This is a genomic window from Marinobacter sp. L-13 (assembly GCF_056857715.1).
Genome location: NZ_JBSXNQ010000068.1, coordinates 312,052 through 335,303 on the forward strand (window position 1 = coordinate 312,052; position 23,252 = coordinate 335,303).

The 23,252-nt window shown below is 59.1% G+C and carries 21 protein-coding genes; 12 read left to right on the forward strand and 9 right to left on the reverse strand.

Annotation, left to right across the window (positions count from 1 at the left end):
- The first annotated feature begins 166 nt into the window (after positions 1-166).
- On the forward strand, positions 167-1,564 hold the full coding sequence (locus AC13DD_RS20615; protein ID WP_273095742.1) for a sodium-dependent transporter: 1,398 nt from the start codon (positions 167-169) through the stop codon (positions 1,562-1,564).
- Between the two features lie 102 nt (positions 1,565-1,666).
- Here the strand turns inward: AC13DD_RS20615 and AC13DD_RS20620 are convergent, their stop codons facing one another.
- From AC13DD_RS20620 to AC13DD_RS20640, 5 genes are all read right to left on the reverse strand, one after another.
- Complete coding sequence (locus AC13DD_RS20620; protein ID WP_273095741.1) at positions 1,667-2,251, reverse strand: hypothetical protein; 585 nt, start codon at positions 2,249-2,251, stop codon at positions 1,667-1,669.
- A 101-nt stretch (positions 2,252-2,352) separates the two neighbouring features.
- Positions 2,353-3,663 (reverse strand): TRAP transporter large permease, encoded by a 1,311-nt coding sequence (locus tag AC13DD_RS20625; RefSeq protein WP_202346381.1) that lies wholly within the window; start codon positions 3,661-3,663, stop codon positions 2,353-2,355.
- Complete coding sequence (locus AC13DD_RS20630; RefSeq protein ID WP_482931674.1) at positions 3,660-4,208, reverse strand: TRAP transporter small permease subunit; 549 nt, start codon at positions 4,206-4,208, stop codon at positions 3,660-3,662. Before AC13DD_RS20630 ends, AC13DD_RS20625 begins: the two co-directional genes overlap by 4 nt.
- 85 nt (positions 4,209-4,293) lie before the next feature.
- Positions 4,294-5,340, reverse strand: coding sequence for a TRAP transporter substrate-binding protein DctP (dctP, locus tag AC13DD_RS20635; RefSeq protein ID WP_008177022.1), 1,047 nt, complete (start codon positions 5,338-5,340; stop codon positions 4,294-4,296).
- A gap of 241 nt (positions 5,341-5,581) precedes the next feature.
- The gene (locus AC13DD_RS20640) at positions 5,582-7,177 is read right to left on the reverse strand and encodes a class I adenylate-forming enzyme family protein (RefSeq protein ID WP_053113629.1); all 1,596 of its coding nucleotides are present in this window, start codon (positions 7,175-7,177) and stop codon (positions 5,582-5,584) included.
- A gap of 152 nt (positions 7,178-7,329) precedes the next feature.
- On the opposite strand from AC13DD_RS20640, the gene AC13DD_RS20645 reads away from it, so the two are divergent.
- From AC13DD_RS20645 to AC13DD_RS20675, 7 genes are all read left to right on the forward strand, one after another.
- Positions 7,330-8,124: an SDR family NAD(P)-dependent oxidoreductase gene (locus AC13DD_RS20645; protein WP_273069122.1), complete on the forward strand. Its 795-nt coding sequence runs from the start codon at positions 7,330-7,332 to the stop codon at positions 8,122-8,124.
- The gene (locus AC13DD_RS20650; RefSeq protein ID WP_092031359.1) at positions 8,124-8,564 is read left to right on the forward strand and encodes a PaaI family thioesterase; all 441 of its coding nucleotides are present in this window, start codon (positions 8,124-8,126) and stop codon (positions 8,562-8,564) included. Before AC13DD_RS20645 ends, AC13DD_RS20650 begins: the two co-directional genes overlap by 1 nt.
- A gap of 47 nt (positions 8,565-8,611) precedes the next feature.
- The gene (locus AC13DD_RS20655) at positions 8,612-9,814 is read left to right on the forward strand and encodes an acyl-CoA dehydrogenase family protein (RefSeq protein WP_092031357.1); all 1,203 of its coding nucleotides are present in this window, start codon (positions 8,612-8,614) and stop codon (positions 9,812-9,814) included.
- 163 nt (positions 9,815-9,977) lie between these two features.
- Entirely contained in the window at positions 9,978-10,745 is a 768-nt protein-coding gene (locus AC13DD_RS20660) for an SDR family NAD(P)-dependent oxidoreductase (protein WP_092031354.1), read from the forward strand.
- Between the two features lie 35 nt (positions 10,746-10,780).
- Positions 10,781-11,845 carry a phosphotransferase gene (locus AC13DD_RS20665; RefSeq protein ID WP_092031352.1) on the forward strand — a complete coding sequence of 355 codons (1,065 nt, stop codon included), beginning with the start codon at positions 10,781-10,783 and terminating at the stop codon, positions 11,843-11,845.
- On the forward strand, positions 11,842-12,621 hold the full coding sequence (gene surE, locus AC13DD_RS20670; RefSeq protein ID WP_092031349.1) for a 5'/3'-nucleotidase SurE: 780 nt from the start codon (positions 11,842-11,844) through the stop codon (positions 12,619-12,621). The genes AC13DD_RS20665 and surE overlap by 4 nt, the downstream gene beginning before the upstream one ends.
- 22 nt (positions 12,622-12,643) lie before the next feature.
- Positions 12,644-14,311 (forward strand): long-chain fatty acid--CoA ligase, encoded by a 1,668-nt coding sequence (locus AC13DD_RS20675; protein ID WP_092031347.1) that lies wholly within the window; start codon positions 12,644-12,646, stop codon positions 14,309-14,311.
- Positions 14,312-14,316: 5 nt separating this feature from the next.
- Here the strand turns inward: AC13DD_RS20675 and AC13DD_RS20680 are convergent, their stop codons facing one another.
- The 4 genes from AC13DD_RS20680 to AC13DD_RS20695 are packed head-to-tail and all read right to left on the reverse strand — an operon-like array spanning position 14,317 to position 17,941.
- Positions 14,317-14,775: a MaoC family dehydratase gene (locus AC13DD_RS20680; protein WP_092031342.1), complete on the reverse strand. Its 459-nt coding sequence runs from the start codon at positions 14,773-14,775 to the stop codon at positions 14,317-14,319.
- A gap of 21 nt (positions 14,776-14,796) precedes the next feature.
- On the reverse strand, positions 14,797-15,555 hold the full coding sequence (locus AC13DD_RS20685) for a class II aldolase/adducin family protein (protein WP_175497373.1): 759 nt from the start codon (positions 15,553-15,555) through the stop codon (positions 14,797-14,799).
- 42 nt (positions 15,556-15,597) lie between these two features.
- On the reverse strand, positions 15,598-16,734 hold the full coding sequence (locus AC13DD_RS20690) for an acyl-CoA dehydrogenase family protein (protein WP_092031340.1): 1,137 nt from the start codon (positions 16,732-16,734) through the stop codon (positions 15,598-15,600).
- Positions 16,735-16,744: 10 nt separating this feature from the next.
- Positions 16,745-17,941: an acyl-CoA dehydrogenase family protein gene (locus tag AC13DD_RS20695; RefSeq protein ID WP_088826298.1), complete on the reverse strand. Its 1,197-nt coding sequence runs from the start codon at positions 17,939-17,941 to the stop codon at positions 16,745-16,747.
- 726 nt (positions 17,942-18,667) lie between these two features.
- On the opposite strand from AC13DD_RS20695, the gene AC13DD_RS20700 reads away from it, so the two are divergent.
- The 4 genes from AC13DD_RS20700 to oadA all read left to right on the forward strand — a co-directional run bounded on the left by AC13DD_RS20700 (position 18,668) and on the right by oadA (position 23,061).
- The gene (locus AC13DD_RS20700; protein WP_014579051.1) at positions 18,668-19,267 is read left to right on the forward strand and encodes a CBS domain-containing protein; all 600 of its coding nucleotides are present in this window, start codon (positions 18,668-18,670) and stop codon (positions 19,265-19,267) included.
- Positions 19,268-19,458: 191 nt separating this feature from the next.
- Positions 19,459-19,737, forward strand: coding sequence for a hypothetical protein (locus AC13DD_RS20705; RefSeq protein WP_273069120.1), 279 nt, complete (start codon positions 19,459-19,461; stop codon positions 19,735-19,737).
- An 81-nt stretch (positions 19,738-19,818) separates the two neighbouring features.
- Positions 19,819-21,240, forward strand: a complete 1,422-nt coding sequence (locus AC13DD_RS20710) for an acetyl-CoA carboxylase biotin carboxylase subunit (protein ID WP_273069119.1) — start codon at positions 19,819-19,821, stop codon at positions 21,238-21,240.
- A 21-nt stretch (positions 21,241-21,261) separates the two neighbouring features.
- Positions 21,262-23,061 carry a sodium-extruding oxaloacetate decarboxylase subunit alpha gene (gene oadA / locus AC13DD_RS20715; RefSeq protein ID WP_092031332.1) on the forward strand — a complete coding sequence of 600 codons (1,800 nt, stop codon included), beginning with the start codon at positions 21,262-21,264 and terminating at the stop codon, positions 23,059-23,061.
- The last annotated feature ends 191 nt before the right edge of the window (positions 23,062-23,252 follow it).

Sequence of the window (23,252 nt, forward strand, 5' to 3'; positions counted from 1 at the left end):
TTAGCTTTTCCTGCCTTGCCCTCCCGCCGGATCTACCGGGTTCGAGAGGGCGCCAGCACTGGCATCGACGCGCCAGTGCTGGCAGAATCCCGCCCCAAATGCCCCGGCAACGCCGTGGCTATCCCTTTTTGAAGACATTCCTCAGCCAAAAGCACAGGAACACAACATGACTCAGTCCAACTCGGTTTCGGGCAACGGTTCAGGGGCCGCTCGTGGTCTCTGGTCCTCCCGGTTGGCGTTTATTCTGGCGGCAACCGGTTCGGCCGTCGGTCTCGGTAATATCTGGAAGTTTCCCTACGTTACCGGCGAGAATGGTGGTGGCGCCTTCGTGCTGGTTTACCTGCTGTGTATCGCAGTAATCGGTATTCCCATCATGATGGCGGAAGTGTTTATCGGCCGAAATGGCCGTCATAACCCCATCACCAGTATGCGCCTGGTGGCAGAGCGCAATCTCAGTGCCCCGGGCTGGCGGATTTCTGCCATCATCGGGATGGTCGCGGCTTTTGTTATCCTTTCCTTCTATTCGGTGATTGGGGGTTGGGCAGCGTCCTACGTAGGACATGCCGCCATGGGCGACTTTACCGGCGGTACTGCAGACTCCATCGGCGACCTGTTTGGCAGCCTGCTGGCCAGCCCCGGACAGTTGCTGCTCTGGCACACGATCTTTATGGCGCTGGTGATTCTGGTGGTTTCCCAGGGCCTGAAAGGCGGTCTGGAACGGGCTGTTACCATCCTGATGCCGGCCCTGTTCATTCTGCTGCTGGTGGCGGTCGGCTATGCCACCACGACGGGGCATTTTGGTGAGGCCGTCAGCTTCCTGTTCACCCCGAACTTTAGTGCCCTCACGTTCAACGGGGTGCTGATCGCCCTCGGTCACGCTTTCTTTACCCTCAGCCTGGGCATGGCCATCATGATGGCCTACGGATCCTATCTGGGCCGGGATGTGTCCATTGGCCGCACAGCGGTCAGCGTTGCAATCATGGACACCGTCGTTGCGCTCCTGGCTGGCCTGGCCATCTTCCCGGTGGTGTTTGCCAATGGTCTGGAAGCCGGTGCCGGCCCCGGGCTGATTTTCCAAACCCTGCCGCTGGCCTTCGGCAACATGCCCATGGGCGGTCTGTTTGGCACCCTGTTCTTTATCCTGCTGCTGTTCGCTGCCTGGACCTCCGGTATTTCCCTGCTGGAGCCGGTGGTTGAGTGGGTGGAAGAAAAGACCAGCCTGGCCCGCACAGGTAGTGCCGTTCTGGTGGGTGTGCTTTGCTGGGCACTGGGTATTGCCTCGATTCTGTCGCTCAACGTCTGGGCCGACGTGGCGCCGCTCGCCATGTTCGAGCGTTTTGAGGGCAAGACCATCTTTGACCTGCTGGACTTCTTCACGGCCAACGTGCTGCTGCCGCTTTCCGGTCTGCTGACGGCGGTATTTGTCGGCTGGTTCGTGGCCAAAGAATCGCTGAAAACCGATCTGGCCCTTCAGGGTGGAGCCTTCACCCTGTGGTACAACCTGATCCGGTTCGTCACGCCCATCGCGGTTGCCATCGTGTTTGTTTACAACCTGATGTCGTGATGCCTGCCTGAGCGGCCAGATGGCTGCTCGCGCGCAAACTGGCGCACAAAAAAAGCCCGGCGGATTTAACCGTCGGGCTTTTTGTTTTTCGGCACTCAAGTATCAGTAGTTGCCAGCTTCCCGGAGGGCATCAACATGGGGGCGAACCGCTTTTATGTCCGCCGGAGGCGCATTGCTGGCGCTCTGAATCGCGCCCATGGCGCCCTCCATCATCGCCCGCATCTGGGCTTTTTGCTGGGCGGTCATATTAGGGTTGTTTTCAATCTCGGCCATGGCCGCGTTCATTTCTTGCTGGGCTGCCGGGCTCTGCTGCTCCATCTCGATGGCCATCCAGGCCTGGAAGATCCGGTCGCCGGTTGCCGCCCACTCTTCAAGGCTACCGAAGCCGTGGTCCTGAACCAGATCTTCAAGTTTGCCATAGGCCTGATGTCCTTCCAGCTCGCTCAGTGAGTCTGAAAACATGTTGGAGAAGTCAGGCATTGAGCCATCGTTTGGTGAGTCCATTTCATCGCCCAGATCATCAAATTCGGAGCTCAGTTGCTCTGCGGCTTTCAGGCTCTCGATAAACGATGAGATGGTCTGGTCGGACAGGCCCTGGGCCTGGGTGCCCGCGGAAAACAATGCGAACAGGGTAAACAGGGTTGTGATGACTGCAGTGTGTATGGATGCCGGTAATGGGCCGCGCATAAGCGTCTCTCCTTGTGTTGGGCCCCGGATTCCTTATGCCGGGAGCCCTATGAGAGTAGCGCTTTCACGGATTCACTGCCAAATTTTTGCTGTGCCCCGGTTCAGAAAAACAGATCCGGCAGCCATGTGGCAATTTCCGGGAAGATCATGATCAGGATGATGCCGATGATCTCCACAATCACGAAGGGAATGATCGACTTGTAGATATCCTTCATGGTGATCGACGGCGGCACGATGCCCTTCAGGTAGAACAGGTTGAAGCCGAAGGGTGGCGTCATGTAGCCGATTTCCATGTTGATCACGAACAGGATGCCGAACCAGATCGGATCGAAGCCCAGGGATTCCACGATCGGCATGAACACCGGCAGGGTGATCAGCATGATACCCACCGGATCCAGCACCATCGCCAGCAGGAACACGATTACCATCATGGCGATGATGATGCCCCAGGGCCCACCGGGCACCATGTTCATCAGGCCCTCGATCAGCTCCTGTGCGCCCATGCTTTGGTACGCAGCGCTGAAGGCATGGGCCGCAAACAGGATCCACATGATCATGCCGGTGAGCTTGAAGGTGCGGATCGCAGCTTCCTTCAGAATGCTCCACTTGAACTGCCGATACACGGCGGCGGAAATCAGGGCGCCGAGAACACCCATGGCAGCGGCTTCAGTCGGGGTGGTAATACCGCCGATGATGGAGCCCAGTACCATGACCACCACTCCAATCGGCAGGAGCACGGCTCGCAGAGCCCGGAATTTCTCCGGCCAGGTGCCTCGTTCTTCTCTTGGCAGCGCCGGTGCCAGCTCCGGTTGCAGGTGGCAGCGCACCAGGATGTAGATGGCCGTCAGTACCATCAGCAGGATGCCGGGCATGATGCCCGCGGCGAACATCTGGCCGACAGACACGCCGGTGATCAGGGCGTAGAGGATCATCAGGATGCTGGGCGGAATCAGGATGCCCCAGCCACCGCCGGTATTGATTACGCCCAGGGCCATGCTCTTGTCGTAGCCACGCTCGAGCATGGATGGCAGGGCTATGGTTCCCATGGCAACCACTGCAGCGCCACTGATGCCGACCATGGCGGCAAATACCGCACAGATGCCAAGGGTGCCGAGGGCAAGGCCGCCTCTCAGGCCGCCGCACCACAGGTGCATCATCCGGTACAGATCCCGGGCCACACCGGTGCGCTCCAGAATCATGGCCATGAATACGAACAGAGGGATGGCGACCAGGGTAAAGCTTTCCATGGTGCCCCAGATCTGGGAGGCCACCATGTAGAAGGAATCAAATCCCCAGGTGAAATACAGGAACACCACCGAGACGCCACCGAGAACAAACGCCAGCGGCAGGCCCAGCAGCAGGAAAAACAGCAGCGAACCGAAGAACAGGAGAGTCAGGGCTTCAATGCTCACAGCTGATCTCCTTCAGATTCGGACTCTTGAGGTGTGTAGTAATCCAGGTTGAAGGCCACGGCGATGTCTTCGAGCAGTTTGACCAACCCTTGCAGAACCAGCAGCCCGGTGCCGATGGGAATGGCCAGCTTCACTGGCCAGATAGGCGGATTCCAGGCCGAGTAGGAAGTTTCCCAACTGGACATGGATTCCTGGGCCATGTCGATCCCGAACCACAGCAGGGCGAGCGTGAAAATGAAAAAGACCACGGAGGTAACAATGTCCAGAGCCGCGCGTTTCCGTGGCTTCAGATGCGAATGCAACAGGTCCACGTTGACGTGGCCGCGATGGGCCATGATGTAGCCACCGGACATTATTGCGTAGATGCCGAAAAGCATCTGGGTCAGTTCGTTGGTCCAGACCGTGGGAGAATTGAGCAGATAGCGGAACCCCACTTCAAGAAGCAGGAACACGAACATTGCGAAAATCAGGAGGGCAACCCACCGGCCGATGAAATCGTTGAGACGGGTAACCCCTCTCATGAATGCGGCAATCATCACACTCATGGCATTCTCCCATGGGATGCTGGTTTGGTTCGGGGAAAGAAAGGCCGGAGTCGAAGACCCCGGCCCCGGTCAGAGCAATCGCTGATCAGAGATAGCCGAGGTCGGCCAGGTAACCTTTCAGCATGTCGAGCGCCTTCTTGGCATTCTCACTGCGCTTGCCTTCCTCATCCCACATGGCCTGGGCGGTGGCGACCAGCTTGTTCTGGACTTCATCCGGGAGGACATTCACTTGCACGCCCTGTTCCTCGATGGCCTTGGCCAGGGTGATACGCTCCTTGTACTGGTACTCGTTGGTGCGGATCCAGAACTGCTCGTTGAGGGCATCCTTGACGATCTTCTGCATGTCTTCCGGCAGCTTGTTCAGAGCCTTCTGGCTGACGATGATGACATCAGTGCCGGCAATGTTCAGGGCAGGCTGCACATGGTACTTGGCCACTTCATACAGGCCCATGCTGTAGGCACCCTGGGCCGCTCCCCAGTGGGCACCGTCCACGATGCCGGAATCCAGGGCTGAGTAGAGTTCACTGCCCGGAATATAAGAGGCGGCGGCCCCGGCTTCGGTCAGGAAGGTTTGCAGGGCGCCGGAGGAGCGAATCTTCAGGCTGTTGAAGTCCTCCACGCTTTCAACCGGCTCCTTGACCACCATTTCAGTCGGGTAGACTTTGTCTGTGGCCCAGTAAACGTCATGCTCTGCCGCTTCGTCCCGGAGCATCTGTTCGAACCCCAGGTTCTGGTGGAAGTAGGCGGCCTCCCAGACGTTGCGGAAGGCAAACGGCAGGCCAGAGGCAATGCCGGCGAGGGAGATCTTGTCCTGGGCATATGACGGGGAAATAGTGCCCATTTCCAGGATGCCACGGCTTACCGCGTTGAAAGTGTCCGTGGCCTTGAACAGCGAGCCAGCCTCGTAAAGCTGCAGCTTCAGACGGCCATCAGTGCGCTCTTCCAGAACCCGTTTGATCCGGCCAAGGCTGTCTGTGTATGAGCTGCTGGAACCGGGCCAGTGGGACTGGACTTTCCAGGTTACGGTGTCCTGCGCGGCGGCCGGTGTGGCAGCCAGGGCGGCTGACAGACCAAGGGTCAGTGCCGAGGCAAAGACGGTCAGTTTTTTTCGAGCGTTATTAACTAGAGTCATGGTAGGCCTCTTTCGTTGTTGTACTTGTGCATTGAATGACTGTTTAGTTATACCAATGGATCTTTCTTTGTTTCACTGTGCAGAATTGGCGACTGCATGGTGAATCGTAGTTTTCTGAATCTAACACATGTCTTGTTTTTTGCAATAGGCGGTTGATCGGTCATTGATTACAGAATTCATAAAAGGATAGTTCATCGATTGAACGTCAGCAGTACCGACGGCCGATCTGTCTCGCGCCGCCTCAGGTTCCGGGCCAGTAAGGCGCGCGAAGTTCCCGTTTGAGCACCTTGCCAATGGCAGAGCGGGGCAACGTGGCACGGAATTCAATGGCCGCCAGACGCTGGGATTTTCCCAGCTGTGTGTTGGCCCACTCCAGTATCCCGTTTTCGGTTTCATTACGATCGGGCTGGAGAACCACCAGGCCCAGGGGCGTTTCCCCCCAGTGTTCGCTGGGAATACCGATGATCGTGGCGTCGGCTACCGCCGGGTGCGACAGCAGTACTTTTTCCAGATCCACTGGATAGATGTTAAAGCCGCCGGAAATGATCATATCCTTCCGTCGATCAAGGATGTAGATGAAGCCGTCCTCGTCGATTCGTCCCATGTCACCACTGCGGTAATACACCTTACCCTCCGGGCTCGTCCAGAGCATCTCCCGGGTCAGCTCCGGGCGATTCACATAGCCGCGCATCATGGAAATGGCGCGGCCCACGATCTCGCCATTGGAGCCCCGGGGCAGCTCACGGTCATCCTCGCCGATCACCCGCACCTCAGCGCCCTGGGTGGGTACACCAACCGAGTCCCATTTGTCCGGGTGGGCAGCGCAGTCGAGACTGGTGGATATACCGCCTTCGGTAAGGCCATAGACCTCCCGGAGGTTGCCGGGCCAGCGTGCCATGGCATCGGCAATCACCGCCGACCGCAACGGGGCACTGGTGCAGAGCTTCAGCTTGAAGCTGGAGAGGTCAAACCGGTCAAAATCCGGCTGCGCCAGGATCCGCTGGTATTGCACCGGTACCAGCATGGCGTGCGTAACACGGTGGGTTTCGGCCAGTTGCAGGAACCTGTGGGCATCGAATTTCGCCATCAGCACCAGGGTGCCGCCGTGGTAGAGCGTGGGTAACACTGAAACCAGGGTGGTGTTGGAATAAAGTGGCGTTGATACAAGGTTGATAGCCTCGCCGTCCAACCCATAGCGGCTCATCCTGACCATCTGACGCTGGCGGAAGCGATAATCGTGCAGGATCCCCTTGGGCGTGCCTGTGGTGCCGGAGCTGTAAATGATATTGAACGGATCGTCGAGGGTGACCGGCTCGGGCCGGGCGGTGGCCGTAGTCTGCGCCAGCCAGTCAACCAGGGAGTAACCGGCTCCGTCCAGGGGGCCGGCCAGGCTGATGATGCGCTCGCCGGGTACCTTGGTCAGCTGTGCTCGCAGGCGGCCAAACAGCTCCCGCTGTTGGCCGGAAACGAACAGAAAGCGTGCCTGGCAATCCGCCACCATCAGTGCAAGTGCTTCGCTACTGGCCATGCCAGACAGCGGCACCATACAGCCCCCGGCCACCAGGGTGCCAAGGTACAGGGCGACATCGTCCCGGCTGTTTCCTGACAAGGCAGCCACAGACTCGCCCGGCCGCAGACCGGCCTCGCGTAACCGGTTGGCAATACGGTTTACCTGGTCGACAAGGCTTCGCCAGTCCAGGGTGCCCTGTTCGTCAATCAGGGCCGGGTGGCTGCGACGGGTCTGGGCGTGTTGCTGGATACGATTTCCGATTGCGTCCATGGACTCACTGGGATCGATTGGCGCATAGACCGGCATGTCTCGCTTGCCGCTTTCCATTTTTTGCCCCTCAAACGTTATTGTGTTTTATCTAGTGAAATTAACTTCCGATTATATTGACTCAAAACCAACAGGCGTGACAAATTAACTGGATGGAAAGACCCCAGCACCATCAACCAACAACAATGAGACAGACCGGGGAGCATCGGCATATGGGACGGTTTGATCAACGGGTAGCCATTGTCACCGGTGCCGGCAGCGGCATTGGTCGGGCGACGGCTCTGCGACTCGCTCGGGAGGGTGCGTCAGTGATCCTGGCGGATACCTCTGAGGCCGGTCTGGTGGAAACTGAAAACCAGTTGCCAGAGCGAGCCCGGCGCCTTCGACGGCTGGTGGATGTGGCCAACGAAGCCCAGGTGGATGCGTTGGTCAACGAGGCTATCGCCAGCTTCGGTCAGATCGACGTGCTGTGCAATATCGCCGGCATTGCCAGTACCGGTCAGGGCCACCCGCCGGTGACCGGCAACGACCGTGCCGAGTGGGACCAGGTGCTATCGGTGAACCTGACAGGCACCATGCTTCTGATCAAGCACGTGGCGCCCCATATGCAGGCCCGCAAGCTCGGCGCTATCGTCAACACTGCGTCGGTGGCAGGTATCCGGTCCGGCGCGGGCGGCAACGCCTACAGTGCCTCCAAAGCCGGCGTCATCAATCTGACTATGACCGCCGCCTGTGACCTGGGCGGCGACAACGTACGGGTAAATGCAGTGTGCCCCGGTCTGGTGGAAACCGGCATGACCCGGGCGGTGTTCGACTACGCCCGGGCCAATGAAAAAGCTCATAAGCTCGGCGCCCGCTGTGAGCTGCGCCGGTACGGTAATCCGGAAGAAATCGCCGCGGCAATCCTGTTTCTGGCCAGCGACGATGCCAGCTACATCACCGGCCAGTCCTTGCCTGTGGACGGCGGCAATACCGCATCCCTTAACCTGCCAGGAATGAAAGTGTAATGAATGATCAAGAGCCCCTGTTTGCCGACGGTAAGGACCTGCCCGGCTTTCACAGCCTGCTGGGTTATCGTCAGGTGTCCTGGGAAGAAGACGAGGCAGTGCTTGAGCTGGAACTGCAGCCCCGGCACTTGAACCTGGGAGGGGTGATCCATGGGGGCGTGCTTACCTCCCTGCTGGATATTGTGCTGGCCCAGGCAGGCACCTATTGCCCCTACCCGGGGCGGATGCGTAAGGCCATCACCCTGTCCCTGACCACCACATTCACCGGGCAGTGCTCCGGAGGTACGATCAGGGTGACCGGGCGTAAGCGCGCCGGAGGCACCCGGATTTTCAACAGTACGGGTGAGGTTCATGACGACAAGGGCAGCTTGCTGGCCATCGCCGAAGGTACATTCCGGATCCGGTCCGGCAGCGACAAACCAGAGGGCGTTCCGATCTGACGGAACGGTTACCGACTTAATGCCAACAACACCAAGAGGAAGCGGACATGTTTGAACTGTCTGACAAGGCGAAACAGCTGCAGAACCAGCTGAACGAGTTCATGGATGCCTATATCTACCCGAACGAGCACAAGCATCATGAGCAGATAGAGCAGGCACAAGACCGCTGGGCGCCGGTTCCGATTATTGAGGAGCTGAAACACAAGGCCAAATCCGCCGGCCTATGGAACCTGTTCCTGCCGGAAAGCGAATTCGGCGCCGGGCTGACCAACTACGAATACGCCCACTTGTGTGAAGTGATGGGTCGCTCGGCCATGGCCCCCGAGGTGTTCAACTGTTCCGCTCCTGATACAGGCAACATGGAAACCATCGCCCGCTATGGCAATAAAGAACAGCAGGAGCAATGGCTGAAGCCTCTGCTGAATGGCGAGATCCGTTCCTGTTTCTCAATGACCGAGCCGGATGTCGCGTCGTCGGATGCCACCAATATTGCCTGTGAAATCCGCCGCGAGGGTGACGAGTACGTAATCAACGGCAAAAAGTGGTGGTCCTCCGGTGCCATGACCACCACCTCGAAGATCGCCATCGTGATGGGCAAGACCGACCCTCAGGCCGAGAAGCACAAGCAACAGTCGATGATTCTGGTGCCGCTGGATGCGCCGGGCGTGAAAATGATTCGCCCCCTTACGGTGTTCGGCTATGACCACGCTCCCCATGGCCATGCGGAGATTCACTACGAAAACGTGCGGGTGCCGGTGAGCAACATCCTGCTGGGCGAGGGCCGGGGGTTCGAGATTGCCCAGGGCCGCCTTGGGCCTGGCCGTATCCATCACTGCATGCGCACGATCGGCGTCGCCGAGCGGGCTCTGGAGCTGATGTGCAAGCGTGCCAATGCCCGGGAGGCCTTTGGCAAGCCGCTGTCCAGTTTTGATTCCATCCGCAAGGACATTGCACGCAGTCGCATCGAGATCGAGCAGGCAAGGCTGATGACTCTGAAGGCGGCACATATGATGGACACCGTCGGCAACAAGGTGGCCCGTCAGGAAATCGCGATGATCAAGGTTATTGCACCGAGCATGGCGCTGAAGGTGCTGGACCGGGCGATTCAGGTGCACGGCGGCGCCGGTGTTTCCCAGGACACCTTCCTGGCCGAAGCCTGGGCCAAGGTACGGACTCTGCGATTGGCAGACGGGCCCGATGAGGTGCATCTGGATTCTGTCGCCAAGATTGAGCTTCGCCAATATCGCTGATTGTCCGGCCCGCTGAGTCGGGCGCTTGAATGAACGGGGAGGAACCTGCCGGGACACGCCGTAAATACGTCCCTGTAGGCTTGAGCAAAACATCCATGTTTTTCACAGTCCCGACAGGTTCCTCCCCGTTCGTTCCCAAAGCTTTGAGTATGAGGACGGAACGATGACTAACCCGCTTTTTGATATGACCGGCAAGGTCGCCCTGATTACAGGCTCCACCAAAGGCATCGGCCGCGCCATTGCCGAAGAAATGGCCCGCCTGGGTGCCAAAGTCGTGATCTCCAGCCGAAAGGCCGAGGCCTGTGAGCAGGTGGCCAGTGAACTGAAAGCCCAGGGCTACGAGGCCATAGCCATTCCCTGCCATGTCGGTAAAAAAGACCAGCTGCAGAACCTGGTGGATAAAACCAACGAGGCCTGGGGCACTATCGATGTGCTGGTATGTAACGCCGCCACCAACCCTGTGTACGGCACCACCGCTGAAATGACCGACGACGCCTGGGACAAGATCATGGACACCAACGTCAAGGGCACCTTCTGGCTGACCAACATGGTGCTGCCGCAGATGGCGGAAAAAGGCGAAGGCGCTGTGGTGCTGCTGTCCAGCATCGCCGGTATCCGGGGCAACACCACCATTGGAACCTACGGCGTTTCCAAGGCCGCAGAAGCTGCCCTGGCGCGGAACCTGGCAGTGGAGTGGGGCCCGAAAGGTATCCGGATTAACAGCATCGCCCCCGGCCTGATCAAAACCGACTTTGCCCGGGCGCTGTGGGAAGACCCGGTACGGGTCAAACGCGCCGAAGACAAAACGCCGCTTCGCAGAATTGGCGACCCGGTCGATATCGCCGGCCTGGCGGTGTTTCTTTCCACCCGAGCCAGCGCCTACATCACCGGCCAGGTCATCGTAGCCGACGGCGGCGAAACGATTTGTTAGGGGCCGACGCCCCAAAACTGAAGGCAAAACAAAAAATGAGCATCACCCCAGAGCTGGTAGAAGTCCTCCCGGCCCACAAATTCGATGAGGCCAGCCTTCTGAGCTGGCTGCAGGAAGCCATACCCGGTTTCGGTACAAGGCTTGATGTCCGGCAGTTTCAGGGTGGGCAGTCCAACCCCACGTTCCTGCTGGACACCGACAGCGGCCGATACGTGCTGCGCAAAAAGCCGCCTGGCAAAACCCTTCCCTCCGCCCACATGGTAGAACGAGAGTACAAAGTCATGCGTGCCCTGTCCGAGCATACCAGTGTCCCGGTGCCGGCCACCCGGACCCTGTGTGAAGACAGTAATGTCATCGGTACGCCGTTCTATGTCATGAACTATCTTGAGGGCCGCATCGTCAGCCACTCTGCCCTGCGGGCGCTGGATCGTCACGAACGGTTACCGGCCCATCACTCCGCCATCGACACCTTGGCGCAACTGCATTCGGTGGATGTGAATGCGGTTGGCCTCGGCGATTTTGGCCGTCCGGAAGGCTATGTCGCCCGGCAGGTTGCCCGGTGGAGCAAACAGTACCTGGCATCAAAAACCGACGACCTGCCGGCGATGGACAAACTCATGGCCTGGCTGCCCGAGAATCTGCCCTCCACCGACGAGTGCGCCATTGCCCATGGCGATTACCGGTTTGGCAACCTGATGCTGGCGCCGGACCGGCCCGAGGTAATTGCAATCCTCGACTGGGAACTCTCCACCCTTGGCCACCCACTGGCGGACCTGGCCTACTATTGTCTGCCGTATTACCTGCCGTCGGATCTGGAAGGCATGCGCGGACTGCAGGGGGAAGATCTGGAAGCATTGGGTATTCCCGATGAGCAGGAAACCATAGCCCGGTACTGCCGGCAGACCGGCCGGGATGGCATTGCTGACTGGCACGTGTTCCTGGCGTTTTCCCTGTTCCGGCTGGCGTCTATTCTTCAGGGCGTCTACAAACGAGCGCTGGATGGCAATGCGGCCAATGCCAATGCCCTGGACGTGGGCCGGCGCGCGAGCCTGCTGGCTGACGTCGGCTGGCGGATTGCCAGTGAGGGTCCATCGTCATGAACGAACCCATCGTCAAACGCATCCTGATCACCAATGATGACGGCATCAACGCACCAGGCCTGAAAGTGCTCGAGCAGATCGCCCGCAACCTCGCGGAGGAGGTCTGGGTGGTGGCGCCGGAGCATGACCGCAGCGGTGCCGGCCAGAGTATCTCCATTCATGATCCTTTGCGCGTTTATGAACAGGATGACAGGCGCTATGCGGTCTCCGGTACCCCGGCGGACTGTGTGCTCTATTCACTGGCCCGGTGGTTCGGGGAAACCCCGCCGGATCTGGTGCTTTCCGGGGTGAACTGCGGCGCCAATATCAGCGATTCCGTGCAGTATTCCGGCACTGTCGGCGCGGTGCTGAGTGCCGAACACATGGGCATACCTGCCATGGCACTGAGCCAGGCGTTTCTGAGTCGCGAAGGCGTGGACTGGTCGCCGGTTTCCATTTATGGCGAAGCCGTCATCAGGCGGTTGTGGCAGCCAGGCCTGAATCGGGCCTGGAACGTGAATTTTCCGGCCTGCGAGGCGGCTGCCATCACCCAGGCTCGCTGGTGCCGGGAGTCCAATGGCTCGATACAGCGCGCCCTTCTGCTGGCGGGCCAGGATGCCCGCAGCCTGCCGTACTGGTGGCTGGGGTTTGATCGCAGCTCCCGGCACATTGTGGCGCCCGATGAAGACGCCAGCGTGCTGCGGGACAAAGCCATCGCCATTACGCCATTACGCCACCAGGACCGCCTGCCCGGCGGCGCTGACGATTTTGATTTGGCCGCGTCAGCGGCCCACTGAACCGAAAAAGGGGATCACAACAATGTCATTTACCCGCCATTACGCCGTGTGGCCGAGGGAATTGCCCAAAAGCCTGGCCTTGCCACGAACCAGCGTGTTTACCAACCTTGAGATTTCAGCGCGGCGCTATCCGGACCGTAACGCCATTGTTTTCTACGATGCACCCATGACCTACCGCCAGCTGTTCCGGGAAGTCGAGGCCATGGCCGGCTACCTGCAAGCCCAGGGCGTCGCTAAAGGTGATCGGGTGTTGCTGTACATGCAGAACTCCCCGCAATACGTCATTGCTTATTACGCCATTCTGCGGGCGGATGCCGTGGTAATCCCTGTCAATCCGATGAACCGAGCGGCAGAACTGGAGCACTTTATTGCTGATACCGGTGCCAACGTCTGCCTTGTAGGTCAGGAACTGGCCGGCTTTATTGCCCCGTTGTTGGAGACCACCGATCTCAACCACATCGTGGTAGCTTCCTACAACAGCTACATCGCCCCGGACACCGACCTGGCCTTGCCAGCGGAAGTCGCTGCTCCGGTCTGGTCGCAGGAACTGGCCGGCATGGTCAGCTGGGAACAGGCGCTGGCGGAAGGCCATGCGCCCTCCGCGCACACCGCCGGCCCGTCCGATCTCGCCGTGATTCCCTACAGTTCCGGCACCACTGGCGCCCCGAAGGGTTGCATGCATACTCATCGCAGCGTGATGGCTACCGCCGTGCACCGGGCCTTCTGGAACCTGAGCACCGCGAGTACGGTGCAGCTGGCCACCTTGCCATTCTTCCACGTCACCGGCATGACCGGTTCCATGAACAGCCCCATCTACAGCGGCTCCACTACAGTGATCATGACTCGCTGGGAGCGGACCACTGCGGCGCGGCTGATCGAGCGGTATAAAGTCACTGGCTGGACCAACATTGTCACTATGGCGGTGGACTTCCTCTCCAACCCCGACATCGGCCGGTACGACCTGTCGAGTCTCACCACCATCGGCGGGGGTGGGGCAGCGATGCCAGAGGCCGTGGCCGCCAAGCTCAAGACCATGACCGGTCTTGATTATATTGAGGGGTATGGCCTGTCAGAAACCATGGCAGCCACCCACATCAACCCCTCGAACCGCCCGAAGCCCCAGTGCCTCGGGATCCCGGTGTTTGATGTCGACAGCCGGATCGTTGATGTCGACACCCTTCAGGAAAAAGGCCCTGGCGAGACCGGTGAGATTGTCTCCAGCGGGCCGCAGGTTACCATCGGGTACTGGAACCGGCCCGCGGAAACCGAAGCTGCGTTTGTGGAGATCGATGGCAAGCAGTTTTTCCGCACCGGCGATCTGGGTTACTACGATGAGGAGGGCTATTTCTTCATGGTCGACCGGGTCAAGCGGATGATCAACGCATCCGGTTACAAGGTCTGGCCGTCCGAGGTGGAGGGCCTGATGTACCGCCATCCCGGGATTCATGAGGTCTGCATTATTTCCTCGCCGGATCCGAAGCGCGGTGAGACCGTGAAGGCCTGCATCGTGCTGACTCCGGAGGCGGAGGGAAAAACGAGCGAAGAGGACATCATCGCCTGGTGCAAGGAGCAGATGGCTGCCTACAAGATTCCTACCCTGATCGATTTTGTCGACCAGTTGCCAAAGTCGCCAACCGGCAAGCTGATGTGGCGGGCGCTGCAGGAAGAGGAGTGGGAAGCGAAGTCCTGAGCGACTCAGCTCCGCACATACATGGCGAGATGTTCGGCGACACAGGCGGGCTTTTCCCCGCCTCGGATTTCCAGGGTGGTGCGATAGGTGGCCAGCGTCCGCTGCTCATCTACCCTGGTCACGTCCAGCAGCTCCATTTTGCTTCGGATCTGCGCGCCGGCCTTTACCGCTGCCGGGAAGCGCAGCTTGTTAAGCCCGTAATTGATACTGGCGCTCTTGCCTTGCACATTGATGACCTGTTGATTCAACAGGGGAATCAGTGATGCTGTAAGAAATCCGTGCGCCACGGTGCTCTTCCAGGGAGACTCTCGCCTGGCTCTCTCCACATCAAGATGTATCCATTGATGATCGCCAGTGGCATCGGCGAAGGCCTGTATCATTTCCTGGCTGATGGTTTTCCAGGGACTGTGGCCAATCACCGAGTTCTTGTGATGGGCCAGATCGTCCAGTTGCACTGTCAGCATAGTCGCAGTCCCCGCTGGGCGTCAGACCGCATAACCCGGATTCTTGCTGTCCAGAAGTCGAATCAGTGCCGGCCAGGTCAGTTTCGCTGCCATGCCCAATTGTTGCGACTGCTCGGCGGTGGTGCGAATGGCCTGTTCCGAGGGTAGGTGGGTGGGGCCACAGCTCTGGGCCTTGACCTGGATCTCGCAGGCTTTCATGAGGAAATACAGGTAGGTGAAGGTTTCCGGTACATCCTTGCCTGCGGTCAGCACGCCGTGGTTGCGCAGTATCATCATGGACCGGTTCCCCAGGTCCCGGATCAGCCGATCGCGTTCCTCCAGATTGAGTGCCACGCCTTCGTACTCGTGATAGCAGAGGTGGTCGAGACACAGCATCGCGGTCTGGCTCAGGGGCAGCAGGCCGTCCCGGTGGGCCGAGACCGCCACGCCATCGGGCGCGTGCAGATGCATCACTGCGCCGGCATCGTCCCGGCCCATATGCACCGCGCTGTGAATGGTGAAACCGGCGGGATTGACGCGTCCCAGGCCGGCAGCTTCCACCACTTTGCCTTCCTGGTCGACCTTGACCAGCGACGAGGCGGTAATCTCGTGAAACAGCAGCCCGTAAGGGTTTATCAGGAAGTGGTGATCCGGCCCGGGTACCCGGGCCGATAGATGGGTGAACACCAGATCATCCCAGCCGAACAGGGCCACCAGCCGATAGGCGGCGGCCAACTCGGTGCGGACCTGCCCCTCGGCTTTCCTGAGATCCTGTTCCGTTGACGGTTCATTTGTTGTCATTATTGATCTCTTCGGGCCCAAAACTTCATTTTTTGCGGACCCTTACTTCAGCAGGGCCGCAAAGCGCTCCAGATGGAAGTCGTCGTCGCCCAGTTGATGGTTGATCATCACCAGCCGCTTGGCGTAGTGGGCAAAGTTGTACTCCCAGGTCATACCGATACCGCCGTGGGACTGGATGCCCTGCTCGGAAATGAACTGGCCACTGCGGCCAATCACATTCTTGGCGGCGGCCAGGATCCGGCGGCGCTCGTCACTCTGGGGCTCGTCCGCCACGCTGGCGGCCAGTATTGCCATGGAACGGGCCTGTTCCAGCTCCGACATCATGTCCACCATTCGGTGCTGCAGCACCTGGAACTTGCCGATGGGCACGCCAAACTGCTTACGCTGTTTCAGGTACTCCAGTGTCAGCTCGCAAGCGATCTCCATGGCACCGACGGCTTCACCACACAGAGCGGCAATGGCACGTCCTGCCTGATACTCGATGACATCAGCAGCCTTGCCTTCCTGTCCGAGCAAGGCGTCCGGGCCCAGCCTGACGTTGTTCAGGAACAGGTCGCAGCCCTTGGAGCCATCAATAGTCGGGTAAGTGCGGCGTTCGACGCCCTCGGTCTCCGGTGCGACCAGGAACAGACTGATGCCGTCAGAATCGTTGCTTTCACCCGAAGTGCGGGCCGAGACCACCAGCACGTCGGCGCAGTGCCCACCAATGACTACGGCCTTGCGACCGTTCAGCACGTAGCCGTCACCGGATTTCTCAGCCCGGGTTTCGACATCGTTCAGGTTGTAAAAACTCTGGGGCTCCTGAAGTCCTGCAGCCGCGCGCATCTCGCCGCTGGCGATACCGCCGAGCCACTGCTCATGCTGTACGGCGTTGCCGGCTTGGCTGATCAGCCCGCCGCTCAAGACGACAGACTGCAAGTAGGGCTCAATGCACAGGCCGCGACCCAGTTCGGTCATCACGCTCTGCACTTCCACGCCACTGCCGCCAAAACCACCGAGTTCCTCGGGGAAGGGCACTGCAGTGAGGCCCAGTTCACCCAGCTGTTTCCAGAAGTCGGCGCTGAAGCCGAGCTCCGATTCGCTGTATTCGAGCCGCTTTTCAAAACTGTATTCACCGCGCACCAGGCGGGCCACGGTGTCCTGCAGCATCTGCTGTTCTTCGTTGAGTCGGAAATCCATGGTCGCCTCCTTAAAGCCCGAGAATCATTTTCGACACGATGTTCTTCTGGATCTCGTTGGACCCGCCGAAAATCGACAGCTTGCGGTTGTTGAAGTATTGGGCAGACAGTGGTGCGGCGTTTTCGTCGGAGAGGAAATCGCCGTCGTAATCCAGGTCCAGTTCCTCTTCCACAAATGGAATGGCGTACGGTCCAATGGCCCGACGCGCCAGGTCATTGATCGCCTGGCGGATTTCGGTGCCGCGGACTTTCAGCATCGAGCTTTCTGCGCCCGGTACGCCGCCGCCTTCCACTGAGGCAATAATGCGCAGGTTGCTGATGGTGGCGGCCATCAGGTCAATCTCGACCTGGGCGATACGCTGGCTGAACGAGGCATCTTCGATCAGCGGTCGACCATTCTTGAGGCGGCGGCTGGCCAGCTCCTTGAGGTGCTGGAGTGCCGCCTTGGAAATGCCGATGCCGGCGAGGCCGGTGCGTTCATAGGTCAGCAGGTACTTGGCATAGGTCCAACCCTTGTCTTCCTCGCCTACCAGATTTTCCACGGGGACTTTAACGTCTTCGAAAAACACCTCGTTTACTTCGTGCTCACCGTCCAGGGTGATGATCGGACGTACGGTAATGCCCGGAGTGTTCATGTCGATCAGCAGGAATGAAATGCCTTCCTGGGCCTTCACTTCTGTGTTGGTGCGCACCAGGCAGAAAATCATGTTGGCGTGTTGGCCCAGGGTGGTCCAGGTTTTCTGACCATTGACTATGTAATGATCACCCTCGCGAACGGCGCGGGTTTTCAGGGACGCCAGGTCGGAGCCGGCCCCTGGCTCTGAATAGCCCTGGCACCACCAGTCCTCACCGCTAAGGATTCGCGGCAGGTAGCGCTGTTTCTGCTCTTCGGTGCCGAATTTGATAATCACCGGCGCCACCATGTTGACACCGAAGGGCACCGAGCGCGGTGCTCCGTAACGGGCAGACTCTTCATCCCAAATGTGTTTCTGGACAGGACCCCAGTTAACGCCGCCATAAACTTCTGGCCAGTGGGTGGCGTACCAGCCCTTTTCGCTGAGAATCTTTTGCCAGCGTTGATGATCCTGTTTGGATAGGCGGCGGAACCCCTTTACCTTGGCGGCAATATCCGCGGGTAGTTTCTCATCCAGAAAGGCCCGGACTTCATCACGGAAGGCGAGTTCCTCAGCAGTGTAGTTCAAGTTCATGGGCAACCTCGTTTGCTGAAAAGCGAAAATACGTACCGCATAGCAGAATGTACCAATGATCGAAGATTGTGATGGCTTCTGTCAACAATAATGTAAAAGCCTGTACCGCTAGGCGAAATTGATTAAATTTTAGTGCTTAAACACCTGGCCCCGGAAAAAGTCAATCCATCCGGTTTGGCTCGGCATCGGGCCATTCGGCAGGGCAGCCTGCCCCCATCGCCGGTGCACATTGCGCAGTTTTAACCTTGTCGGGAGCTTGCATTGCCCTCAAAAGGCTATATGTTTGAAAGGGACGAGCCGTTCAAATAACGATAGCAGAGCCTCACTATGTCGAGTTGCTCCATCAACAGAAGCACTCTGAAGCTCAGCCTCCTGGCTGTGTTGGTTGCGGGTCTGTTTGTGGTTTTTCTCAACGGTTCGTCTCACCCGGCACTGGATCCACAGCTAGACGATCACTTAACGCCCACGCTGATATCAGTTGACGGGACAGGCGATCCCTCGTCGCCGGATGCATCCGTCTCGATCACCTCACCTCTTCTGTTCCCCGGAGGAGGATTCCGGGCTGTCTTCTCGGCCAGCCTCGATTTCATTCAGCCACCGCTCCGGCTGCTTAGCTACCCGGTGCTGCCTCAGGGCCCGCCCAGCCTCGTTTAACTCTGACCATTACGGATTTGTCCCTGTGTACACAGGGAACTCCAACCTGAATTCAGATTCACGAGGTTTACCATGAACAGTGTATTCAACGCATTGCCAGTACAGGATCTGGGACGCACCGGCGCGTTACCCACCGCCAAACCCCTGTCTCATATAGGAAGCGAGGATTCGGCAGTCCACCTGCTAACAGACTTCTCCGAGCAGCGACTGTCCGTTTTGAGTTCCGATATGTCCGTTTCGGAGGCGAGGTTGTGGATGAGACTGGCCGATACGTCTTTCAAGGTGGTGGAAAACCAGGCTGGGGATTGTCTGGGCATTCTGGCCATCGAAGATGTGAACGGCGAGAAGGCCATGAGTGTCGCCCATCGACAGGGTGTGCCCCTCAAGGACGTTCGGGTCCGCGATATCATGCGCCCGATAAGTGAGCTGCCGGCTATCCATTATCAGGATTTGCGGGCGGCAACGGTGGGCGACCTGGTCAGCACATTCCGTGAGGTTCATGAAGGGTATCTGCTTGTGCTGGATGACGACCGACATCAGCCTTCCCGTTCCTATCTCCGGGGACTGGTCTGTGCCGAAGAGCTTCTGCAGCGGCTGGACCTGGCGATCGATCTGGAGCATCGGGCAACCAAGTTCTATGAGATCGTTCACGTGGTGAAAGGCGGTTTCTAGTCTGGCAGTTGTCATCGGCGCTCCCCGGGGCGCCGATGATTCCCGTGGAACCGGGAAAGCATCGAAAAAAACGATGTTTATTGCCCAGAAAACCGTATTGAACCGATGCCGTAATCACGTGACACTCTCTACGACTTTAGTCACATCAAAGGACGCCCATGCAGGACGCCCATCAAAAATGCCGGACGCAGGTGTTAAGCCTCTTAATCATTCTGGCATTGGGCCTGGTTTCATTGCCTACCCATTCTTCGGACTCTGCGCCAGTACCCCTGTCCTGTGATGCGGCTTTCTGCCCGTTATTGTCGGATGTGACAAGCGACGGTGGTCAGGAGGGAGGGCTTTCCCATGGCAACCGCATGCGGGATTTCAGTCTTCACCCGGCCGGTATCCTTCCGGGCATCAGGGGCTATTCGGGTGTGGTGCATTGCGCCAGCTTTCCGGTCCTGCCGCAGGCGCCACCTGGCATCTGAGCTTTTGCCGACTGAAGGGCGTGTCTGCCCTTCGAACCAACCTTTCGATTTAAACGACTTCCATCACCTGGAGGATTTTCCATGGCTATTCGGAAGCTGCTGATCGCCAATCGCGGAGAGATTGCGGTCAGGATTGCCCGGGCCTGCAGCGAACTGGGCATCCGCTCGGTCGCTATTCATTCGGAGGCTGACGAGTACTCCCTGCACGTCAAAAAAGCCGACGAAGCTTATCAGATCAGCAAGGACCCCCTGTCGGGATACCTGAACCCCCACCATATTGTGAATATGGCGGTGGAAACCGGCTGTGATGCACTGCATCCCGGCTATGGTTTCCTGTCGGAGAATGCGGAACTGGCTGCGATTTGTGAGCAGCGAGGTATTACGTTCGTGGGACCGTCGGCGAATGCTATTTCATCCATGGGCGACAAAACCCAGGCCCGCCAGACGGCCCTTGCCGCGGGTGTCCCGGTAACGCCGGGTTCTGAAGGCAACCTGGCCGATGTCGAGGATGCCGTCGCCCAGGCCGCCGATATCGGCTATCCGGTGATGCTGAAGGCCACCTCCGGTGGGGGTGGGCGAGGCATTCGCCGGTGCGATAATGAAAAAGAGCTTCGCCAGAACTTCGAGCGGGTAATCTCCGAGGCCACCAAAGCCTTTGGCAGCGCCGAGGTATTCCTTGAGAAGTGCATCATCGAGCCCCGTCACATCGAGGTCCAGATTCTTGCCGATACCCATGGCAATGTTGTCCACCTCTACGAGCGGGATTGCTCGATCCAGCGCCGCAACCAGAAGCTGATTGAGCTGGCGCCGTCGCCGCAGCTTGAGGAAAGTCAGCGCGAATACATCGGCGATCTGGCCAAACGGGTGGCGAAGCAGTGTGGTTACGTAAATGCCGGCACCGTCGAGTTCCTGCTGGACCACGATGGCAGCTTTTACTTCATGGAAATGAATACCCGGGTTCAGGTTGAGCACACAATCACCGAGGAAATCACCGGGGTGGATATCATCAAGGCGCAGATACGGATCGCTGCCGGCGAACCACTGGGCCTCAAGCAGGAAGACATTTCCTACCGGGGCTTTGCTGCCCAGTTCCGCATCAACGCCGAAGATCCGAAGAACGGCTTTCTGCCAAGTTTCGGCCGCATCAGCCGCTACTATTCCGCCGGCGGTCCGGGCGTGCGCACCGATGCCAATATGTATACCGGTTACGAGATTCCCCCGTATTACGACTCCATGTGCGCCAAGCTGATTGTCTGGGCCATGGACTGGGACGAGCTGATTGCCCGCTCCCGCCGTGCTCTCGGCGATATGGGCATTTACGGCGTCCAGACCACCATCCCCTATTACAAGCAGATTCTCGAGCACCCGGATTTCCAGGCCGCTGACTTCAATACCGGCTTTGTGGAACGTAACCCCCAATTGCTTGAGTACAGCAGCAAAACCCGCCCGGAATCCATCGCCACAGCCATTGGCGCAGCCATTGCGGCGCAGGCGGGCCTGTAAAAGAACATCGGAGAGATCCCAATGACCAAGCGCAAGATTCATATTACCGACGTTATTCTCAGGGACGCCCACCAATCTCTGATCGCCACCCGGATGCGCACGGAAGACATGCTTCCGGCCTGCGAGTGGCTGGACCAGGCCGGCTACTGGTCCCTGGAGTGCTGGGGGGGTGCCACGTTTGACGCCTGTGTGCGTTTCCTGAAGGAAGATCCCTGGGAGCGCCTGCGGACCCTGAGAAAGGCCCTGCCCAATACCCGCCTGCAGATGTTGCTGCGCGGCCAGAACCTGCTGGGCTATCGCCATTATGGCGATGACGTGGTTGAGGCATTCGTGGCCAAGGCTGCCGAAAATGGCATGGATGTGTTCCGCATTTTTGATGCCCTGAACGATGTGCGCAATCTCGAAACCAGCATCAAGGCGGTCAAGAAGGCTGGCAAGCATGCACAGGGCACCATCTGCTACACCGTGAGTCCGGTACATGGCACTGATGCCTATCTGGAGCAGGCCAGGGCCATGGCTGACATGGGCGCGGACAGCATCGCGATCAAGGACATGGCAGGGCTGCTGACGCCGGCGGTAACCGCTGAGCTGGTCGGTAAGCTGAAGCAGACCCTCAATCTGCCCGTTTTCCTGCACTCCCACGCCACCTCGGGCATGGCGCCCATGTGTCAGTGGGCGGCCATGGAAGCAGGCGTTGACCATATTGATACCGCGCTGTCGGCCTTTGCCGGCGGCACCAGTCATCCGCCCACGGAATCACTGGTGGCGGCGCTGCACGATGCCGGTCTGGAGACCGGGCTGAACCTGGAGCTGCTGGACAAGGCCACGCGCCATTTCCGGGAAGTGCGCAAGAAGTATCACCAGTTCGAGAGTGCCTATAACGGTGTTGATACCTCGGTGCTCCTGTCCCAGGTGCCCGGTGGCATGATGTCCAATCTCGCCAACCAGTTGAAGGAGCAGGGCGCGCTGGATCGCATCCAGGACGTATTCGAGGAAATTCCGCGGGTTCGAAAGGATCTTGGTTACCCGCCGCTGGTAACACCCACCTCCCAGATTGTGGGTACCCAGGCGGTGATCAACGTGCTTGCCGGCAAGCGCTACGAGTCCATCACGAACGAGGTGAAGAAGTACCTCCAGGGCTGGTACGGCAAGGCGCCTGCCGCGGTCGACACGGCACTCCAGCAGCGCGCCGTCGGCAAGGAAGATCTTATTGAAGAGCGCCCGGCTAACCTGATCCCCCGGGAGCTGGACGAGCTGCGCAAACAGGTGGGCGATCTGGCCACCAGCGAAGAGGACGTGCTCACGTACGCCATGTTCCCGGATCAGGCCAAGGCGTATCTTGAGCAGCGGCGTGACGGCACGCTGCAGCCGGAGCCCCTGGAGCCGATTCCCACCGGTTCTTCTGGCGGCTCGGTCTCCAGCAAATTCAAGATCACGGTTCATGGTGAGAGCTACGATATCCACGTCACCGGCGCCAACCCCTCCGGTGAGAATGAGCGTCGTTTCTACATGACCGTCGATGGGGTGCCGGAGGAAATCCACCTGGCTTCGCTGGGCGAAGACGGCGAGGGTGCGCGGTCCAGTGGTGGCCGGGCCACCGCCACCAAGGAAGGTCATGTAACCACAAGCATGCCCGGCAACATCGTGGATGTGCTGGTGAAGGAAGGTGACGAGGTTCAGGCCGGCGATCCGGTGCTGATCATCGAGGCCATGAAGATGGAAACCGAAGTAAAGGCGACCACGGCCGGAAAGGTTTCCGGCGTGTTTATTGCCAAGGGTGATCGTGTGGTGCCCGGAGAAGTTCTGGTCGAGATCGATTAGGTTCGCCAGAGCGTGATGCAGAACGGCCCCTCATTTTGAGGGGCCGTTTTCGTTGTGCGCCAGGCATGGCGCGTAGCGCCTTGACGGGCGCTGTTCCGGTACAGGTGGTGCTGGCCGGATGACTTGGGGGTGCAAGTCCCCTGTGGACCCGGCAAGGGGAACCACTAGCCGGACGGCAAGGGTGTCCATCG

What these genes read in the sequence shown, in the direction of transcription:
- AC13DD_RS20650 (WP_092031359.1), top strand. Translation starts at nt 8,124, where the DNA reads ATGAATGATCAAGAGCCCCTGTTTGCCGACGGTAAGGACCTGCCCGGC.
- oadA (WP_092031332.1), top strand. Translation starts at nt 21,262, where the DNA reads ATGACCAAGCGCAAGATTCATATTACCGACGTTATTCTCAGGGACGCC.
- AC13DD_RS20695 (WP_088826298.1), bottom strand. Translation starts at nt 17,941, where the DNA reads ATGAACTTGAACTACACTGCTGAGGAACTCGCCTTCCGTGATGAAGTC.
- AC13DD_RS20685 (WP_175497373.1), bottom strand. Translation starts at nt 15,555, where the DNA reads ATGACAACAAATGAACCGTCAACGGAACAGGATCTCAGGAAAGCCGAG.
- AC13DD_RS20660 (WP_092031354.1), top strand. Translation starts at nt 9,978, where the DNA reads ATGACTAACCCGCTTTTTGATATGACCGGCAAGGTCGCCCTGATTACA.
- AC13DD_RS20645 (WP_273069122.1), top strand. Translation starts at nt 7,330, where the DNA reads ATGGGACGGTTTGATCAACGGGTAGCCATTGTCACCGGTGCCGGCAGC.
- AC13DD_RS20620 (WP_273095741.1), bottom strand. Translation starts at nt 2,251, where the DNA reads ATGCGCGGCCCATTACCGGCATCCATACACACTGCAGTCATCACAACC.
- surE (WP_092031349.1), top strand. Translation starts at nt 11,842, where the DNA reads ATGAACGAACCCATCGTCAAACGCATCCTGATCACCAATGATGACGGC.
- AC13DD_RS20700 (WP_014579051.1), top strand. Translation starts at nt 18,668, where the DNA reads ATGAACAGTGTATTCAACGCATTGCCAGTACAGGATCTGGGACGCACC.
- AC13DD_RS20675 (WP_092031347.1), top strand. Translation starts at nt 12,644, where the DNA reads ATGTCATTTACCCGCCATTACGCCGTGTGGCCGAGGGAATTGCCCAAA.
- AC13DD_RS20680 (WP_092031342.1), bottom strand. Translation starts at nt 14,775, where the DNA reads ATGCTGACAGTGCAACTGGACGATCTGGCCCATCACAAGAACTCGGTG.
- AC13DD_RS20665 (WP_092031352.1), top strand. Translation starts at nt 10,781, where the DNA reads ATGAGCATCACCCCAGAGCTGGTAGAAGTCCTCCCGGCCCACAAATTC.
- dctP (WP_008177022.1), bottom strand. Translation starts at nt 5,340, where the DNA reads ATGACTCTAGTTAATAACGCTCGAAAAAAACTGACCGTCTTTGCCTCG.
- AC13DD_RS20640 (WP_053113629.1), bottom strand. Translation starts at nt 7,177, where the DNA reads ATGGAAAGCGGCAAGCGAGACATGCCGGTCTATGCGCCAATCGATCCC.
- AC13DD_RS20630 (WP_482931674.1), bottom strand. Translation starts at nt 4,208, where the DNA reads ATGAGTGTGATGATTGCCGCATTCATGAGAGGGGTTACCCGTCTCAAC.
- AC13DD_RS20615 (WP_273095742.1), top strand. Translation starts at nt 167, where the DNA reads ATGACTCAGTCCAACTCGGTTTCGGGCAACGGTTCAGGGGCCGCTCGT.
- AC13DD_RS20690 (WP_092031340.1), bottom strand. Translation starts at nt 16,734, where the DNA reads ATGGATTTCCGACTCAACGAAGAACAGCAGATGCTGCAGGACACCGTG.
- AC13DD_RS20710 (WP_273069119.1), top strand. Translation starts at nt 19,819, where the DNA reads ATGGCTATTCGGAAGCTGCTGATCGCCAATCGCGGAGAGATTGCGGTC.
- AC13DD_RS20655 (WP_092031357.1), top strand. Translation starts at nt 8,612, where the DNA reads ATGTTTGAACTGTCTGACAAGGCGAAACAGCTGCAGAACCAGCTGAAC.